At 76.6% G+C, this 15,824-nt stretch carries 17 protein-coding genes; 4 read left to right on the top strand and 13 right to left on the bottom strand.

Annotated elements, in window-relative coordinates:
* Window positions 1–109: 109 nt before the first annotated feature.
* The 8 genes from ACI797_RS06215 to aroC form a co-directional block, all read right to left on the bottom strand.
* Entirely contained in the window at window positions 110–991 is an 882-nt protein-coding gene (locus tag ACI797_RS06215) for a DUF4349 domain-containing protein (RefSeq protein ID WP_456857648.1), read from the bottom strand.
* A 223-nt stretch (window positions 992–1,214) separates the two neighbouring features.
* The gene (gene nusB / locus ACI797_RS06210; RefSeq protein ID WP_456857647.1) at window positions 1,215–1,613 is read right to left on the bottom strand and encodes a transcription antitermination factor NusB; all 399 of its coding nucleotides are present in this window, start codon (window positions 1,611–1,613) and stop codon (window positions 1,215–1,217) included.
* Between the two features lie 13 nt (window positions 1,614–1,626).
* Window positions 1,627–2,187: an elongation factor P gene (efp, locus tag ACI797_RS06205; protein ID WP_456539638.1), complete on the bottom strand. Its 561-nt coding sequence runs from the start codon at window positions 2,185–2,187 to the stop codon at window positions 1,627–1,629.
* Window positions 2,188–3,291: a M24 family metallopeptidase gene (locus ACI797_RS06200; RefSeq protein ID WP_456857645.1), complete on the bottom strand. Its 1,104-nt coding sequence runs from the start codon at window positions 3,289–3,291 to the stop codon at window positions 2,188–2,190.
* Window positions 3,288–3,722, bottom strand: coding sequence for a type II 3-dehydroquinate dehydratase (gene aroQ / locus ACI797_RS06195; RefSeq protein ID WP_456539636.1), 435 nt, complete (start codon window positions 3,720–3,722; stop codon window positions 3,288–3,290). Before aroQ ends, ACI797_RS06200 begins: the two co-directional genes overlap by 4 nt.
* Complete coding sequence (gene aroB, locus ACI797_RS06190; RefSeq protein ID WP_456857644.1) at window positions 3,719–4,780, bottom strand: 3-dehydroquinate synthase; 1,062 nt, start codon at window positions 4,778–4,780, stop codon at window positions 3,719–3,721. The genes aroQ and aroB overlap by 4 nt, the downstream gene beginning before the upstream one ends.
* Window positions 4,777–5,316: a shikimate kinase gene (locus ACI797_RS06185; protein WP_456857642.1), complete on the bottom strand. Its 540-nt coding sequence runs from the start codon at window positions 5,314–5,316 to the stop codon at window positions 4,777–4,779. Before ACI797_RS06185 ends, aroB begins: the two co-directional genes overlap by 4 nt.
* On the bottom strand, window positions 5,313–6,383 hold the full coding sequence (aroC, locus tag ACI797_RS06180) for a chorismate synthase (protein WP_456539757.1): 1,071 nt from the start codon (window positions 6,381–6,383) through the stop codon (window positions 5,313–5,315). Before aroC ends, ACI797_RS06185 begins: the two co-directional genes overlap by 4 nt.
* Window positions 6,384–6,607: 224 nt before the next feature.
* Between aroC and msrB the strand changes: the two genes are divergently transcribed.
* On the top strand, window positions 6,608–7,030 hold the full coding sequence (gene msrB, locus ACI797_RS06175; RefSeq protein WP_456857641.1) for a peptide-methionine (R)-S-oxide reductase MsrB: 423 nt from the start codon (window positions 6,608–6,610) through the stop codon (window positions 7,028–7,030).
* 21 nt (window positions 7,031–7,051) lie between these two features.
* Entirely contained in the window at window positions 7,052–7,663 is a 612-nt protein-coding gene (locus tag ACI797_RS06170) for a VOC family protein (RefSeq protein ID WP_456857640.1), read from the top strand.
* Here ACI797_RS06170 and hemQ read toward each other — a convergent pair.
* The 3 genes from hemQ to ACI797_RS06155 form a co-directional block, all read right to left on the bottom strand.
* The gene (hemQ, locus tag ACI797_RS06165; protein WP_456857638.1) at window positions 7,647–8,375 is read right to left on the bottom strand and encodes a hydrogen peroxide-dependent heme synthase; all 729 of its coding nucleotides are present in this window, start codon (window positions 8,373–8,375) and stop codon (window positions 7,647–7,649) included. The two genes, ACI797_RS06170 and hemQ, sit on opposite strands and share 17 nt — an antisense overlap.
* 62 nt (window positions 8,376–8,437) lie before the next feature.
* On the bottom strand, window positions 8,438–8,965 hold the full coding sequence (locus tag ACI797_RS06160) for a YceI family protein (protein ID WP_456857637.1): 528 nt from the start codon (window positions 8,963–8,965) through the stop codon (window positions 8,438–8,440).
* Window positions 8,962–9,468: a hypothetical protein gene (locus tag ACI797_RS06155; protein WP_456857636.1), complete on the bottom strand. Its 507-nt coding sequence runs from the start codon at window positions 9,466–9,468 to the stop codon at window positions 8,962–8,964. The genes ACI797_RS06160 and ACI797_RS06155 overlap by 4 nt, the downstream gene beginning before the upstream one ends.
* A 150-nt stretch (window positions 9,469–9,618) precedes the next feature.
* Here ACI797_RS06155 and ACI797_RS06150 point away from each other — a divergent pair, with 150 nt between their 5' ends.
* Window positions 9,619–12,417, top strand: coding sequence for an ATP-binding protein (locus ACI797_RS06150; protein ID WP_456857635.1), 2,799 nt, complete (start codon window positions 9,619–9,621; stop codon window positions 12,415–12,417).
* 183 nt (window positions 12,418–12,600) lie between these two features.
* Here ACI797_RS06150 and hemG read toward each other — a convergent pair whose 3' ends face one another.
* Both hemG and hemE read right to left on the bottom strand, forming a co-directional pair.
* Complete coding sequence (hemG, locus tag ACI797_RS06145) at window positions 12,601–13,965, bottom strand: protoporphyrinogen oxidase (RefSeq protein ID WP_456857634.1); 1,365 nt, start codon at window positions 13,963–13,965, stop codon at window positions 12,601–12,603.
* The gene (hemE, locus tag ACI797_RS06140; RefSeq protein WP_456857633.1) at window positions 13,962–15,014 is read right to left on the bottom strand and encodes a uroporphyrinogen decarboxylase; all 1,053 of its coding nucleotides are present in this window, start codon (window positions 15,012–15,014) and stop codon (window positions 13,962–13,964) included. Before hemE ends, hemG begins: the two co-directional genes overlap by 4 nt.
* Before the next feature lie 125 nt (window positions 15,015–15,139).
* Here hemE and ACI797_RS06135 point away from each other — a divergent pair, with 125 nt between their 5' ends.
* On the top strand, window positions 15,140–15,763 hold the full coding sequence (locus tag ACI797_RS06135; RefSeq protein ID WP_456857632.1) for a DUF3000 domain-containing protein: 624 nt from the start codon (window positions 15,140–15,142) through the stop codon (window positions 15,761–15,763).
* Window positions 15,764–15,824 lie beyond the last annotated feature (61 nt).

The raw sequence follows: 15,824 nt of genomic DNA, 5'->3' as shown, positions 1-15,824 counted from the left end.
TCGCCACCCGGTCGTAGGAGTCCCGCACGGCCTCCAGGTCGGCGGGTCTCGCCACAATCCTCGGCACGCCGACACCGTAGGGAGCCCCGGCTGCGCCTCCCCGGGGCCGCTACTCCTGCGGTGGGGTCGCCGGTGCCGGTGCCGCCACCGCGCCCCGCCGCCGCACCAGGCGGATCGTCCCGAGCACCGCGGCGGCGACGACCAGCGCGAGCGCCGCCCACGGCAGGAGCAGGCCGATCCCGACGACCACCGCCCCCAGGGCCGAGACCAGGGCCCGCCAGCCGGTGCCGAGCCCGTCGACGAAGCTGTCCGGGCCCCCGGCCGGCGCCACGCCGAACGGCTCGAGGTGGAGGTTCACCGTCGACAGCTCCACCTGGTCGGCCAGCAGCGCCCGCTGGGACTGCAGCGACTCGAGCTCGGCCTGCCGCTCGGAGAGGGCCGACTCGACCTCCAGGAGGTCCCGCGTGCTGGCCGCGGTCTGGATCAGGGTCTCCAGCCGCGCCACCGACGCCTGCAGCGCCGAGATCCGGGCGTCCAGGTCGACCACGGTGGAGGTCACGTCGGAGCGGGACACCGACACGCTCTCCACGTCGCCGAGGTCCTCCAGGTCGGCCAGGAAGTCGGTCAGCCCGTCGGCCGGCACCCGCACCACCAGGTCGGCGGCGGCGCCCTCGGCCCCGTCCTCCCCGGACGCCGTCCGCTCGCTGCGCTCCTCGACCCGACCGCCGGCGGACTCCACCATCTCGCTGACCTGCTGGGCGCCGTCCGCCGGGTCCTCCACGGCGAGGAAGGCCGTGGCGGTCGTGACCACCTGCCGGTCGCTGTCGACCACCGGCGTGCCCCCGGGGTCCGCGGGGCCGGCGGGAACGGGCCCGCCGGAGTCCTCGCCCGCACCGCCGGCCGAGCCGGACGAGTCCGCGCCGGGGCCGGTGCAGCCGACGAGCAGGGCCAGGACCAGCGCCGCGAGTGCCGCGCCCGGGGAGCGCCTCATCTCCGGGACGCTAGGCGCGGGATCGAGCCGCCGACCAGCGCCGATGCCCAATCGTGCCTGCGTCGACACCCGATCGTGACACCCGGTCAGCCGGCCGGTGCCGGCCACCGCAGGACCCGCGGTGCCCTGACGTCCTCGAGGTCGACGAGCACGTCGGCCCGCGCCTCCGGGTCGGGCCGGGCGGCGCCCGGCAGCCCGGCGAGCCGGTCGGCGGGGTCCTTCCTCAGACCTTCGCGGCGGCGATCGCGGAGAGGACGCCGTTGACGAACGCCGGCGAGTCGTCGGTGGACAGCGACTTGGCCAGCTGCACCGCCTCGTCGATCACCACGGCGTCCGGCACGTCGTCGGCCCACAGCAGCTCGAAGGTGGCCATCCGCAGGATGGCCCGGTCGACGTCGGGCAGCCGCTCCAGCGCCCAGCCGGTGGCGTGGTCGTCGATCAGCCGGTCGATGTCCGCCCCGTGCTCGACGACGCCCTCGACCAGCCGGACCGTGTAGTCGTTCAGCGGCGGCTGGCCGGCGCCCACCTCGTCGCCGAGCTGCTCGCGCCGGTCGCGACCGCGGAGGTCGGCCGCGTAGAGGACGTCGACGGCGCGCTTGCGCGCCTTGGACCGTGCGGCCATCAGCTGGCGGAGCTCAGTTGGCGCGGCCGAGGTACCGGCCGTCCCGGGTGTCGACCTTGAGCTTGTCGCCGGTGTTGACGAACAGCGGCACCTGGATCTGCGCGCCGGTCTCCAGCGTGGCGGGCTTGGTGCCGCCGGTGGAGCGGTCGCCCTGGAGGCCCGGGTCGGTGTGCTCGACGACGAGCTCCATGGTCACCGGCAGCTCGACGTAGAGCGGCGTCCCCTCGTGCACGGCGACGACGGCCTCGGTGTTCTCCAGCAGGTAGTTCGCGCCGTCGCCGACGGTCTCCGCCGGGACGTGGATCTGGTCGTAGGTCTCCAGGTCCATGAAGACGAAGTCGCTGCCGTCCTTGTACAGGTAGGACATCGAGCGCTTGTCGACCGTGGCGGTCTCGACCTTGGTGCCCGCGTTGAACGTCTTGTCGACGACCTTGCCCGAGAGCACGTTCTTCAGCGTGGTGCGCACGAACGCGCCGCCCTTGCCCGGCTTGACGTGCTGGAACTCGGTGACGGTCCAGAGCTGGCCGTCGAGGTTGAGGACCAGGCCGTTCTTGAGGTCGTTGGTGGTAGCCATCTAGAGGACCAGCAGTTCCTTGCTCGTGAGGGTCAACAACTCGGGCGCGCCCTCCGTGACGACGAGCGTGTCCTCGATCCGGACACCGCCGTGCCCGGGCAGGTAGACGCCCGGCTCCACGGTGACGGCCATGCCGGCGGCCAGGGTACCCGCGCCCAGCGGTCCGATGCCCGGCGCCTCGTGGATCTCCAGGCCCACGCCGTGCCCGAGCCCGTGCGTGAAGTGCTCGGCGTGGCCGGCGGCGGCGATCACGTCGCGGGAGGCCTTGTCGACGGCGACGACGTCGGCCCCCACCGCCAGCGCGGCCCGCCCCGCCGCCTGCGACTCCGCGACCAGCGCGTAGACCTCCCGCTGCCAGTCGGCCGCGGCGCCCAGCACGAGCGTGCGGGTCATGTCGGAGTGGTAGCCGTCGACCGTCGCCCCGAAGTCGAGCTTGAGGAAGTCGCCGGCGCGCAGCTCGGTGCGGTCCGGCCGGTGGTGCGGGATCGCCGAGTTGGCCCCCGTCGCGACGATCGTCTCGAAGGACGGCGCCTCGGCACCCAGCGCCAGCATCCGCGCGTCCAGCTCGCGCCCGACCTCGAGCTCGGTGCGGCCGGGCCGCAGCGCCCCCTCGGCGGCCAGCTCCGCCAGCGCCTGGTCGGCGACCGCGCAGGCCCGGCGCAGCGACTCGATCTCGGCGTCGTCCTTGACCGCCCGCTGCGCCTCGACCGCCCGGCGGATGCTGGCGAGCTCCGGCAGCGGACCGCCGCCGGCGGCCTCGGCCAGCACCTTCTCCAGCGCGGCCAAGCCGTCGACGGTGAGGTCGTGGCTCTCGTAGCCGATCCGGCCGGCGCCCCGGCGCACGGCCTCGGTGGCCAGCCCGGCCACCGTGGCGCGGTCGACCAGCAGCTCGACGTCGGGCACCTGGGTGCCCGCCTGGGTGGTGTACCGCCCGTCGGTGCCGAAGACGTCGGCGCCGTCGGTGCGCACCAGCAGCGCGCCGTTGGAGCCGGTGAACCCGGTCAGGTAGCGCACGTTGAGCAGGTTGGTGACCAGGACGGCGTCGAGGCCCCGCTCGGCGGCGGTGGCCCGCAGCACGTCCCGGCGCTGCGCGGTGCGGCTCACCGGATCCCCCGCAGCGCCATCCACTGCAGCGCCAGCACGTACCCCTCGATGCCCAGCCCGGCGATGACGCCGTCGGCGACCCCGGAGACGTACGAGTGGTGCCGGAACGCCTCCCGCTTGTGGATGTTGGTGATGTGCACCTCGACCAGCGGCGCGTCGAGCCCGGCGAGGGCGTCGCGCAGGACGACGGAGGTGTGCGACCAGCCGCCGGGGTTGAGCACCACCGGGTCGCGGGCGTCGGCCGCGGCGTGCACCCAGCGGATCAGCTCGCCCTCGTCGTCGGTCTGCCGCACCGCCACGTCCATCTCGAGCTCGTGCGCCGTCTTCTCCACGATCTCGACCAGCTGCGCGTAGGTGGTCGAGCCGTAGATCTGGGGCTCGCGCAGCCCCAGCCGGCCGAGGTTGGCGCCGTTGAGGACCTGGATCGTCACGCGTTCTCCTCGCGTACGGCCGCCCAGGCGGCGTCGAGCCACGCCTGGTCGGGGTCGGTCAGGATCGTCGGGTTGCCGAGACCGTCGAGGACGACGAAGCGCAGCGAGGCGCCGCGGGCCTTCTTGTCGACCCGCATGACCGCCTGCAGCCGCGCCCAGTCGCCGGCGTACCGGGTGGGCAGCCCCATCCGCTCGACCAGCGAGCGGTGCCGGTCGACGTCCGCGGCGGTCAGCAGCCCGGCCTGGTGCCCGAGCTCGGCGGCGAAGACCAGGCCGACGGCGACCGCCTCGCCGTGCCGCCAGCCGAAGTCCTCGACCCGCTCGATGGCGTGGCCGAGGGTGTGTCCGTAGTTCAGGAACTCGCGCACGCCGGTGTCGAAGAGGTCCGCCCCCACGGCGTCGGCCTTGACCTGCACCGAGCGCTCGATCAGCTCGGCGGTGCCGGACCGGCCGGTCGGGTCGGCGTCGAGCAGGTCGAGGATCCGGCCGTCGGCGATGAAGCCGCACTTGACCACCTCGGCCAGGCCGGAGCGGAACTCCGGCTCGGGCAGCCCGGTGAGGACGTCGGTGTCGGCCAGGACGGCGGCCGGCGGGTGGAACGCCCCGACCAGGTTCTTGCCGGCCGCGGTGTTGATGCCGGTCTTGCCGCCGACGGCCGCGTCGACCATGCCGAGCAGGCTGGTGGGCACCTGCACGACCCGCACGCCGCGGGTCCAGGTGGCGGCGAGGAACCCGGCGAGGTCGGTGACCGCTCCCCCGCCGACGCCGACCACGGCGTCGGAGCGGGTCAGCCCGAGCCGGCCGAACTCCTCCCACACCTCCGCCGCGACCTGCGCGGTCTTGGCCGCCTCGCCGTCGGGGACGACGACCGCCTCGGCGGCGACGCCGGCCGTCTGCAGCGCCTCGACCGCCGCCCCCGCGGCCGCGGCCAGCGGCGGGGCGTGCACCACGGCGGCGCGGGCGGTGCCGGCGAGTACGCGACCGAGCTCGGCGGCCGCGCCGGGGCCGATGACGACCTCGTAGGGCTTGTCGCCCGCGACGGTCACCACGCGCCTCATGCGCGCGCCTCCCTCGCGGCACGCACCAGCGCGCTCACGTCGGCGATGACGTCGCCCGGCTCGCGGCCGCCGGTGGGCACGGTGTGCGTGGACACCTCGGCGTAGAGCGGCGCCCGGGTCTCCAGCATCTGCCGCAGCATCGCGCGCGGGTTCACGCCCAGGATCGGCCGGTCGCGGGAGAGCCCCACCCGCTTGGCGGCCGACGGCAGGTCGACGTCCAGCCACACCACCGTGCCGCCGGCCCGGGCGTGGGCGACCAGCAGCTCGCGGGTGGCCGCGCTGGTCACGGCGCCGCCGCCGAGGGCCAGCACGCCGTCGTGCTCGGCCAGGGCGCGGGCGACGGCCTGCTCCTCCAGCGCGCGGAAGTGCGGCTCGCCGTGCTGCACGAACAGGTCGGCCACCGTCGTCCCGGCGACGTCCTCGACGTCGGAGTCGGTGTCGCGGAACACGACCCCGAGCAGCTCGGCGACCCCGTTGCCCACCGTCGTCTTCCCGCTCGCCGGGGGCCCGACGAGCACCAGCACTGGGCCGGTCACCGGATCGCGAGGGAGTCGAGGTAGGCCTGCGCGTTGCGGCGGGTCTCGGCCACCGAGTCGCCGCCGAACTTCTCCAGCGCGGCGTCGGCCAGCACGAGGGCGACCATCGCCTCGGCGACGGCGGTGCCGCGCGGCACGGCGCAGGCGTCGCTGCGCTGGTTGATCGCCACCGCCGGCTCGCCGGTGGCGACGTCGATGGTGGCCAGCGCGCGCGGCACGGTGGAGATCGGCTTCATCGCCGCCCGCACCCGCAGCACCTCGCCGTTGGTCATGCCGCCCTCGATGCCGCCGGCGCGGTCGGTCAGCCTCCGGACGTGCCCGTTCTCGGTGACGATCTCGTCGTGGGCCACCGAGCCGCGGCGGCGGGCGGTCTCCAGGCCGTCGCCGACCTCGACGGCCTTGACCGACTGGATGCCCATGAGCGCGGCGGCCAGCCGGGCGTCGAGCCGGCGGTCCCAGTGCACGTGGCTGCCGAGGCCCGGCGGCAGGCCGTGCACCACGACCTCGACGACGCCACCGAGGGTGTCGCCGTTCTTCCGGGCGTCGTCGACCTCGGCGACCATCAGCTCGCTGGTGGCCGGGTCGGCGCAGCGCACCGGGTCCTCGTCGATGCGCTCGTTCTCCCCGGGGCCGGGGACGACGCCGTCGGGCACCGTGACCGGGCCGATGGCCACGACGTGGCTGACCACCTCGACGCCCAGGGTCTGCCGGAGGAAGGCCTGCGCGATGGCGCCGAGCGCCACGCGGGCCGCGGTCTCGCGGGCGCTGGCCCGCTCGAGCACCGGCCGGGCGTCGTCGAAGCCGTACTTCTGCATGCCGGGGAGGTCGGCGTGGCCGGGCCGCGGGCGGGTCAGCGGGGCGTTGCGCGCCTGGCCGGCGAGCACCTCCGGGTCGACCGGGTCGGGCGACATGACCGTCGTCCACTTGGGCCACTCCGTGTTGCCCACCTGGACGGCGATCGGGCCGCCCATCGTCCGCCCGTGCCGGATGCCGCCGGTGAGGGTGACCTCGTCCTGCTCGAAGGACATGCGCGCGCCGCGGCCGTGGCCGAGGCGGCGGCGGGCCAGCGCGGCGGGGGGGGGGGGGGGGGGGGGGGGGGGGGCGCCCCCGCGGCGCGGGGGGGCGGGGGGGGGGGGGGTGGGGGGGGGGGGGGGCGGGCCGGCGGGGGGGGGACCGGACCCCGGCGGCCGTCGCGCGTCTCAGCCGCGCGGGTCGGTGAGGTCCGGGCGCAGCGCGGGAGGCCGGGTTCCGACGCAGACCGCGGGTGGCGCGGCCGCCGTACCGTGAGGTCATGACCGCATCCGCTGAGCAGCAGCCGAAGGTCGTCAAGAGCGACGAGGAGTGGCGGGCGCAGCTCTCGCCGGAGGAGTTCGCCGTCCTGCGGCAGGCCGGCACCGAGCGGCCGTGGACCGGCGAGTACGTCGACACCAAGACCGTCGGCGTCTACTCGTGCCGGGCGTGCGGGGCCGAGCTGTTCCGGTCGGAGACGAAGTTCGACTCGCACTGCGGCTGGCCGTCGTTCTGGGAGCCGTCGGCGTCGGACGACGTCGTCCTGCGCGAGGACCGCAGCTACGGGATGGTGCGCACCGAGGTGCTGTGCGGCACCTGCCACAGCCACCTGGGCCACGTCTTCGACGACGCCCCGCAGACGCCGACCGGCGACCGCTACTGCATCAACTCGCTGTCGATCCGCCTCGAGCCGGTCGAGGGCTGAGGACGCCCACCGGGCACGACCGTGCTCGAGCTCGACCACGTGTTCTGCATGGTCGACCCGGCGGAGCCCTGGCCGGAGCGGCTCGCCGCCGGCGGCTGGACGCTGGACAGCGGGTCGGCGCACCCCGCGCAGGGCACCCGCAACCGCCGGCTGAGCTGGGGCGAGCAGTACCTGGAGCTCGTGTGGGTCGAGGACCGCGACCGCGCCCGGGACAACCCGCTGCGCCTGGACCGCCGGGCCGACTGGGCCGGGACGGGCGCCAGCCCCTTCGGTGTCGGGCTGCGCGGACGGTTGGCGCCGCGGCAGGAGCCGGCGTTCTGGCGCTACACCGACCTCGGCTTCCCGATCTGGGTGCACCGGGACGGCGAGCGGCACCCGGAACGGCCGCTGGTCTTCGTGCTGGACCTGCCGGCCCGCCGGCCCGCCCGGCCGACGCCCGGGACGCTGCGGGAGGTGCACCACCGCGGTCCGGCTGCCCCGGACCTGCCCGACCACGTCGGACCGCCCTGGATCCACCGCCCCGGCCCGCACCGGCTGCAGCTCGTGGTCGACGGCGGCAGCCCGGTCGAGGTGACCGACCAGCTCGCCGTCGTGCGGACCGCGTCCCTCCCGCCGGCTACGGCAGGTCGGTGACGAGCTCGGCGACGGGCTTGCGGACGCCGGTGTAGAACGGCACCTCCTCGCGGACGTGCCGGCGGGCCCGGGAGGCGCGCAGGTCGCGCATCAGGTCGACGATGCGGTGCAGCTCGTCGGCCTCGAAGGCGAGCATCCACTCGTAGTCGCCGAGGGCGAACGAGGCGACGGTGTTGGCGCGCACGTCGGGGTAGCCCCGGGCCATCCGGCCGTGCTCGGCCAGCAGCTCGCGGCGCTCCTCGTCGGGCAGCAGGTACCACTCGTAGGACCGCACGAACGGGTAGACGCAGACGAAGCGCCGCGGCTCCTCCTCGGCGAGGAACGCCGGGATGTGGCTGCGGTTGAACTCGGCCGGCCGGTGCAGCGCCATCTGCGACCAGACCGGGTCGAGGTGCCGGCCGAGCGCGGTGCGGCGCAGCCGGCCGTAGGCCTCCTGCAGCGCCTCCGCCGACGGCGCGTGCCACCAGACCATGAGGTCGGCGTCGGCCCGCAGCCCGGAGACGTCGTAGGTGCCGCGGACGACGACGTCCTTGCCGGCGAGCTCCTCGAACAGGGCGGCGACCTCGTCGGCGGCGGCGGCGCGCTGCTCGTCGCCGAGCGGCCGGGCGAGCCGGAACACCGACCACATCGTGTAGCGGATCGTCGCGTTGAGCTCGTTCGCCCGCTTGCCGATGCTGCGCTCCTCGGGCTGTCCCTGGGTCTGCTCGCTCATGCCCCCATCATCCCCCGCACCCGGCACCCGCCCGACGGCGGCGGGCGCCGGTGCGAGGAGGCTCACGGCAGCGCGGGGGTGAGCCAGGCATCGATCGCGATGCGCACCGTGCGGCCGACGACGACCGACGGCACCCGGATGCCCACCGCGGTCCGGTCGAGGACGCCGGCGGCGCGGACCCGCAGCCACGCACCGTCCGGGGCCGCCGCCTCCGGCCCGCCCACCAGGGTGAGCGGCGCCGAGGTCCCGCGCAGGGCGAGCACGCCCTCGGCGGTCCACGCGCCGTCGCCGTCCCGGGAGAACCGGTCGGCCGACCAGGTCATCACCGGGTGCCGGTCGATGTCGAGGAACCGCGGCTTGCGCAGGTCGGAGTCCCGCTTCGCGATGCCGGTGTCCAGGCTCTCCAGGTCGATCTCGGCCTCGACCCGCAGCGGGGCGCCGTCCGGACCGAGCTCCACCCGGCCCCAGCGGCAGGCGACCGAGCCGTGCACGGCACGGCCGAAGTTGCCGACGCCGAAGGTGACCCGGGTGCGGCTGTCGGAGACCGACCAGGTCCCGGCGGCCAGCCGGGCCTGGAGCTGCGCCGTCACGACCGCACCGCCTGCGGGACGTCGGCGCGCACGACGCGGCCGAGCTCGAGGCGGTCGGCGCCCGGCAGCAGTGCCGGGTCCTCGCCGGGCAGCAGCGGGGTGCGCGCGATCCGGTCCTGCACCTCGGTGTGCGCCTCCAGCGAGGTGGCGGTGCCGAGGACGACGATGCGGTGGTCGGCCGACTCGAGGACGAGGCCGCCGACGAGGCCCTCGACGTCGCGGATCGCGGGGTTGATCCGCTCCCGGCCGCCGAACTCGGCGGCCCGGGCGACGGCGGGGTCGCCGGTGCCGTTGACCCAGGTCAGCTGGGCGAACAGCGGCGCCCTGCCGGCGGCTGGGCCGTCGAAGGCGTCGACGACCCGGTAGACCCGCTCGCCGGCCGGCGCCGAGTCCTCGTCGGGCCAGAAGGCGATCGTGGTGCTCTCGGCGCCGTCGAGGTGGGCGACCTCGACCGAGCCGACGGGCTCGCCGCTGGGCGGGGTGGCGGTGACGGTGGCGAACACGGGTGCTCCCTCCGGTTCGGGGGCCGGTGGTTCCGGTCCCGGCGCGGAGAACGATCCGGCGCCGGGAGACCCGGGACATCCGTGGAAGCACGGGACCCGGGCACTGAAACGCGGTACTCAGGAGCGCCGCGGCCCTGGATACTGCGCGCCGTGTTCGTCGGACGCACCGCCGAGCTGGACGAGCTCACGGGGCGCATCGCCGCGGCCGCCGGGGGCCGGGGCGGCCTGCTGCTGCTCTCGGGGCCCGCGGGCATCGGCAAGACCCGGACCGTGGAGGAGGCGACCGCGACCGCGCCGGCCGTCGCCTGGGGCCGGTGCGTCGACGACCCCGGCGCGCCCCCGCTGTGGCCGTGGCGGCGGGTGATGCGCACCCTGCCCGCCGTCCAGGCGGCGGTCGCCGAGGCGCTGGCGGGCGTCGACGGCGCCACCGACCTGGAGGCCGCCCGCTTCGCGCTGGTCGCCACCACGACCGAGGCGCTGCTCGACGCGGCCGAGCCGGACGGGCTGGTCGTCGTGCTGGAGGACCTGCACTGGGCCGACGAGACGTCGCTGCGGCTGCTGCGCCACCTCGCCGGTGAGCTGCACGGCTCGCGGCTGCTCGTGGTCGGCACCTACCGCGACCCGGCCGGCCCGGTCGCCGAGCGGCTGGACGCTGCGCTGCCGGACCTGCTGCGCTGGCCGTCCAGCGGCTCGCTGCCCCTGGCCCCGCTGACCGAGGACGACGTCCGCGCCTTCCTGCCCGGGGCGACGGTCGACGCGGTCCGCGCCGCGCACCGGCGCAGCGGCGGCAACCCGCTCTACCTGCGCGCGGTCGCCCGGGCACCCGCCACGGGGGACGGCGACGGCGGCACCGAGCTGCGGCACCTGGTGCGGACGACGCTGACCGCCCTGCCGCCGGCGGCGCTGGACCTGCTCGACACCGCGGCCGTCCTGGGCGAGGAGGTGGACGCCGACCGGCTGGCCGCGGTGACCGGGCGCCCGCCCGGCGAGGTGCGCGCCGGGCTGGACGCCGCCGTGCGGGCGGGCGTGCTGACCGCCGTGCCGGACGCGCCGGGCCGGCGGCGCTTCGCCCACGCCGTCGTCCGCGACGCCATCCACGCCGACCTCTCCCCCAGCACGCGCGAGGAGCTGCACCGCCGGGCCGCCGAGGCGCTGGAGCGGTTCGCCGGGGACGACGACACCGGCGCCGGCGTCGTCGCCGGGCACTGGCTGCGCGCGGCCGCGGAGCCCGCCACCCTGCGCCGGGCGGCGAGGTGGGCGCGCCGCGCGGCGGTCGCCGCGACCCGCTCGCTGGCGTTCGAGGAGTCGGCGCGGTTCCTCGCGACGGCGCTGGACGCCGCCGACCGGGCCGGCGTCGAGCCCGGGGAGCGGGCCGAGCTGCTGCTGGAGCTGGCGACGGCGGAGTTCCGGGCCGGCCGGTCCGGCGAGGCGCTGGAGCACGCCACCGCCGCCTCCGACCTGGCGGCCGCCTGCGGGCGGACGGACCTGCACGCGCCGGCCGCGCTGACCGTGCACGACATCGCCGCGCCCGGCTTCCCACCCGCGGTTCTGCGGATGTGCGAGCGGGCGCTGGCCGACCCGGCGCTGCCCGCCGCGGTGCGGGCCCGGCTGCTCGCCCAGTCGGCGTCGGTGCTCGCCGACGCGGGGCGGCTGGCCGCCGCCGCGGCGCGGTCGGCCGAGGCGCTGGCCCTCGCCGAGGGGACCGGGGACCCGGAGGCGGTGCTCGACGCCGTCCGGGCGCGGATGAAGGCCAGCCCCGCCGCGCTGCCCCGCGAGGAGCGGATGCGGCTCGGGCTGCTGGCGATCGAGCACGCCGGGACGACGGGCCAGCCGCTGGTCGAGCTGTGGGGCGCGAAGTGGCGGATCGACGCGGCGCTCGAGGCCGGCGACACCGCCACCGCGGAGGACGAGCTGGCCCGCGTCAGCGCGCTGGCGCGGCGCACCCGGCTGCCGCTGGTCCGGTGGCACGACCTGCGGCTGCGGGCGTCGGTGGCCGCGCTGTACGGCCGGTTCGACGAGGCGCTCGCGCTCAACGAGGAGGCCCGGGTCGTCGGCGAGCAGGACCTGGCGCAGGACATCTCGGCGGCCGGCATGTCGGGGGCGTTCCTGTACCAGCACTCCCTGGTCACCGGCGTGCAGATGGACCTCGACGCCAACCCGGTGCGGCTGCTGCAGCTGGCCGACGACGTGCCGATCGTGCAGGCGAGCCGGGCGGTGACCGCGCTGGTCGGCGGGCTGCGTGACGAGGCCGCGGCGCGGTACGCCCAGCTGCGGCCGCGGATGGTCGAACCCGACTTCGTGGAGTCCGCAGGGGTCGCGGAGACGCTGGTACCGCTGGTGGAGGCGTTCGGCGACGCGGCCGCGGCGGTCGACCTGACCCCGATCGTCGCCGGGCTGCAGCGGATCGCCGCGAGCGGTGCCGGCGTCTACTGCTGCGGGTCGGTGGAGGTGCTGCTGGGCCGGCTGGCCGTCGTCCGGGCCGAGTGGGACGCGGCGGTGGCGCACTTCGAGGAGGCGCTGGCGGTGGACACCCGCACGGGTGCCCGCCCGGCCGCGGTGAACGACCGGGTCGGGCTCGCGGGTGCGCTGCTGGCGCGGGGCCGGGCCGCCGACCTGGCGCGGGCCGGGGAGCTGGCCCGGTCGGCGCTGCCGGAGGCGCGGCGGCTCGGCATGCCGGGGCCCGAGCGGCAGGCCGCGGCGCTGGTGGAACGGGCGGGCCGGGCGGCGCGCGCGGCAGACCCGCTCACCGAGCGGGAGCGGGAGATCGCCGCGCTCGTCGCCGAGGCCCTGACCAACCGGCAGATCGCCGATCGGCTGGTGCTCTCCGAGCGGACGGTGGAGAGCCACGTGCGGAACATCCTGGCCAAGCTCGGGCTGGCCAACCGCACGGAGATCGCGACGGCGGTCGTCAGCGGGCCGTCGCGGTCCGCTCCTCGGTCCGGCCGCTGACCTGGGCGGAGTGCGCGGCGCGGCAGTCGTCGCAGACGGCCATCCAGACGCTGTGCCGGAGGCAGCGGACGGGTCGGTCGGGGATCAGGTTCGTCTTGGCGTGGAGGTGGTGCTGGTGGTTCACCCCGAGCGCAACGCCGGCGCCTGTCCCGGCATGCCCGCGCCCTCCGTGGCGTCGGCCACCTACCCGAGGGCGTCCAGCGCGTGGTGGGCGTCGCGGATGCAGGCGGGGACGCCGACGCCGCGGAAGGCCGCGCCGGCGATCGCCAGCCGCGGGACCTCGCTGACCGCGGCCCGGACCGCGTCCACCCGGTCCTGGTGGCCGACCAGGTACTGCGGCAGCCCGCCGCCCCACCGCGTCAGGTGCGTGGCCACCGGCTCGGGGCGCTCCAGGCCCAGCAGGTCGGCCACGTCGGCGACGACGGCGGCGGTCAGCTCGTCGTCCCCCCGTTGCAGCTCCGACTCGTCGCGGAACCGGCCGACCGAGGCACGGACCAGCAGGTGCTCCCCCGCGAGGTGCGGCCACTTGGCCGAGGAGACGGTGACGCCCTTGACCAGCCGGCCGGCCACCGGCGGCACGAGCAGCCCGGAGCCATCGGCGACCGGCTGCGCCGGGAACGCCATCGCGACCACGGCCATCGAGGCGTACGGGATGCCGGTCAGCGGCTCGACCGCGGCCGGGACGACGTCGGCGAGCAGGCGGGCCGCCTTGGGCGCGGGCGCCGTCACGAGGACGGCGTCGGCGGTCAGCGTCTCCGGCCGGGCGACCGGCCCGACCGAGAGCTCGAAGCCGCCGGCCGTGCGGCGCAGGCCGTGCGCGGGCGTGCCCAGCCGCACCTCGGCGCGGGCGGCGGCGACCAGCGCGGCCGGCAGGGCGCCGATGCCCTCGCGCACGGTGGTGAACACCGGACCGTCGTCGTCCCCCCGGCTGCGGGTGCCGGCGTCCCGCGCGGCCGCCGCGGCGGCCAGCACCGACCTCGCCCCCGGCAGCTGCGCGGCGAGCGCCGGCATGGTCGCGGCGAGCGAGAGCTCGTCGGCCCGGCCGGCGTAGACCCCGCCGAGCAGCGGCTCCACCAGGCGGTCGACCACCTCGTCGCCGAGCCGCTCGCGCAGCAGCACGCCCACGCCGACGTCGCCGTCGAACGCCGGCGGCGGCAGTTCGACCTCGGCGCGCACCCGCGCGACGCCGTCCGGGGAGAGCAGCCCGTCGAGACCGTCGGCCGACGCCGGCACGCCCAGCACGGTGCCGGCCGGCAGCGGGTGCCGCCCGTCGGGCAGGACGACGGCGGCCTGCGTGGTCGCCGGCGCCACCAGCTGGTCGCCCAGGCCGAGCGCCTCGACCAGCGCGACCGCCTCGGGCACCCGCGCCAGGAGGGCCTCGGGCCCGGTGTCGTACCAGTGCCCGGCCAGCTCGACGCGGTGCAGCTTGCCGCCGATCCGGTGGCCGGCCTCGAGGACGACGATCTCGTCGTCCGGACGCCGGCGGCGCCACTCGAACGCGGCGGCCAGGCCGGTGATGCCGGCCCCGACGACGACCAGCCGGCTCATCGGGCCGAGAGCTCGTGGACCAGCTCGACGACGTGGGTGAGCACGTCGGGGTCGGTCTCGGGCAGCACCCCGTGGCCGAGGTTGAAGACGTGCCCCCGGGCGGCGCGGCCCTGCTCGACCACCCGGCGCACCTCGCGGTCGACGGTCGCGCGGTCGGCGAGCAGCACCGCGGGGTCGAGGTTGCCCTGCAGCGAGTAGGCCGGGCCGACGCGGCGGGCCGCCTCGTCGAGCGGCACCCGCCAGTCGACGCCGACGACGTCGGCCCCCGCGTCGCCGATCAGCGGGAGCAGCTCGCCGGTGCCGACGCCGAAGTGGATCCGCGGCACGTCCCGCTCCCCCAGCCCGTCGAACACCGCCCGGGAGTGCGGCAGCACCCGCTCGGCGTAGTCGGCGGCCGACAGCACGCCGGCCCAGCTGTCGAAGAGCTGGACCGCGCTCGCGCCGGCGTCGACCTGGGCGCGCAGGAAGGTGGCCGCGGAGATGGCCAGCCGGTCGAGCAGCCGGCCCCAGGCCTCCGGCTCGGCGTACATGAAGGCCTTGGTCCGGGCGTGCTCCTTGGACGGGCCGCCCTCGATCAGGTAGGTGGCCAGGGTGAACGGCGCCCCGGCGAAGCCGATCAGCGGCGTCGCGCCCAGCTCGGCGACCAGCCGGCGGACGGCGGTCTGCAGGAAGCCCAGCCGCTCGGGCTCGAGGGGCGGCAGGGCGTCGACGTCGGCGACCGTGCGCACCGGCGCCGCCACCACGGGGCCGACGCCGGGCTTGATCTCGATGTCGACGCCGGCGACCACCAGCGGCAGCACGATGTCGGAGAAGAGGATCGCCGCGTCCACGCCGTGCCGCCGCACCGGCTGCAGGGTGATCTCGGTGACCAGGTCGGGGTCCTGGCAGGCCTCGAGCATCGCCGTCCCGGCGCGCAGTGCCCGGTACTCGGGCAGCGACCGGCCGGCCTGGCGCATGAACCAGACCGGCGTGCGGTCCACCGGCAGCCCCCGGGCGGCGCGGACGAGGGCGGAGTCGGCAGCGGCGGCGCTGTCGGGTGCGGCGTTCACGACCGCCGAGTCTCCCAGACGGAGAACGGCACACCCTCTGCGACCAGGGAATCACGGACGGAAGCGGGCTGGCCGGATGCGGCGTGGCGGGCGCGCGACGGCCGTTCTCGCCCTACCCTGCGTGCGTGGAGCCGCACAGCCTGGCGGGCGGCGGGGACGCGGCCGACGGCCCGCCCCCCGCGGCGTTCCGGGCTGCGCTCGAGGCCATGGCCAGGGTCGCCCCCCGCGAGGAGATCGTCCTCGAGACCATCCCGGCGCCGCAGCGCCTGGCCCCCTTCGCCCACGCCCTCGGCGCGCAGGTCTTCGAGCCCGACGGCGACGAGGAGGTCGAGGTCGCCAGCGGGCGGTTCATCGTGCTGTTCGACCCCAACGGCCACCAGGCCTGGGACGGCACCACGCGCTGCGTCGGCTACGTCTCCGCGGTGACCGACGAGACCCTCGTCGACGACACGATGTTCTCCGAGGTCGCGTGGAGCTGGCTCACCGACGCCCTCGCCGAGGCCGGCGCCGGGCACCACGCCGTGGGCGGCACGGTCACCCGCACCGCGTCCACCCGCTTCGGCGACCTGGCCGGCCCCGAGCACTCCGTCGAGGTGGAGATCCGCGCCTCGTGGACGGCGGAGGACAACAGCCAGCTCGACCGGCACCTGTCGGCCTTCCTCGAGGTGCTGGGCACCGCGGCCGGGCTGCCCCCGCCCGGGGTGCACCTGCTGGGTCCCTCCGGCCGCCCGGGCGGCGAGACCACCTAACATCGCAGGGCGGCCGTGCCTGCTGCACGGCATCGAGACTGCGAGAAGGTGGACGAGCGCT

It is taken from the genome of Geodermatophilus sp. SYSU D00691, assembly GCF_054050275.1.
The sequence above is the reverse complement of the archived record's forward strand: the minus strand, read 5'-3'. Positions and strand labels throughout refer to the sequence as shown.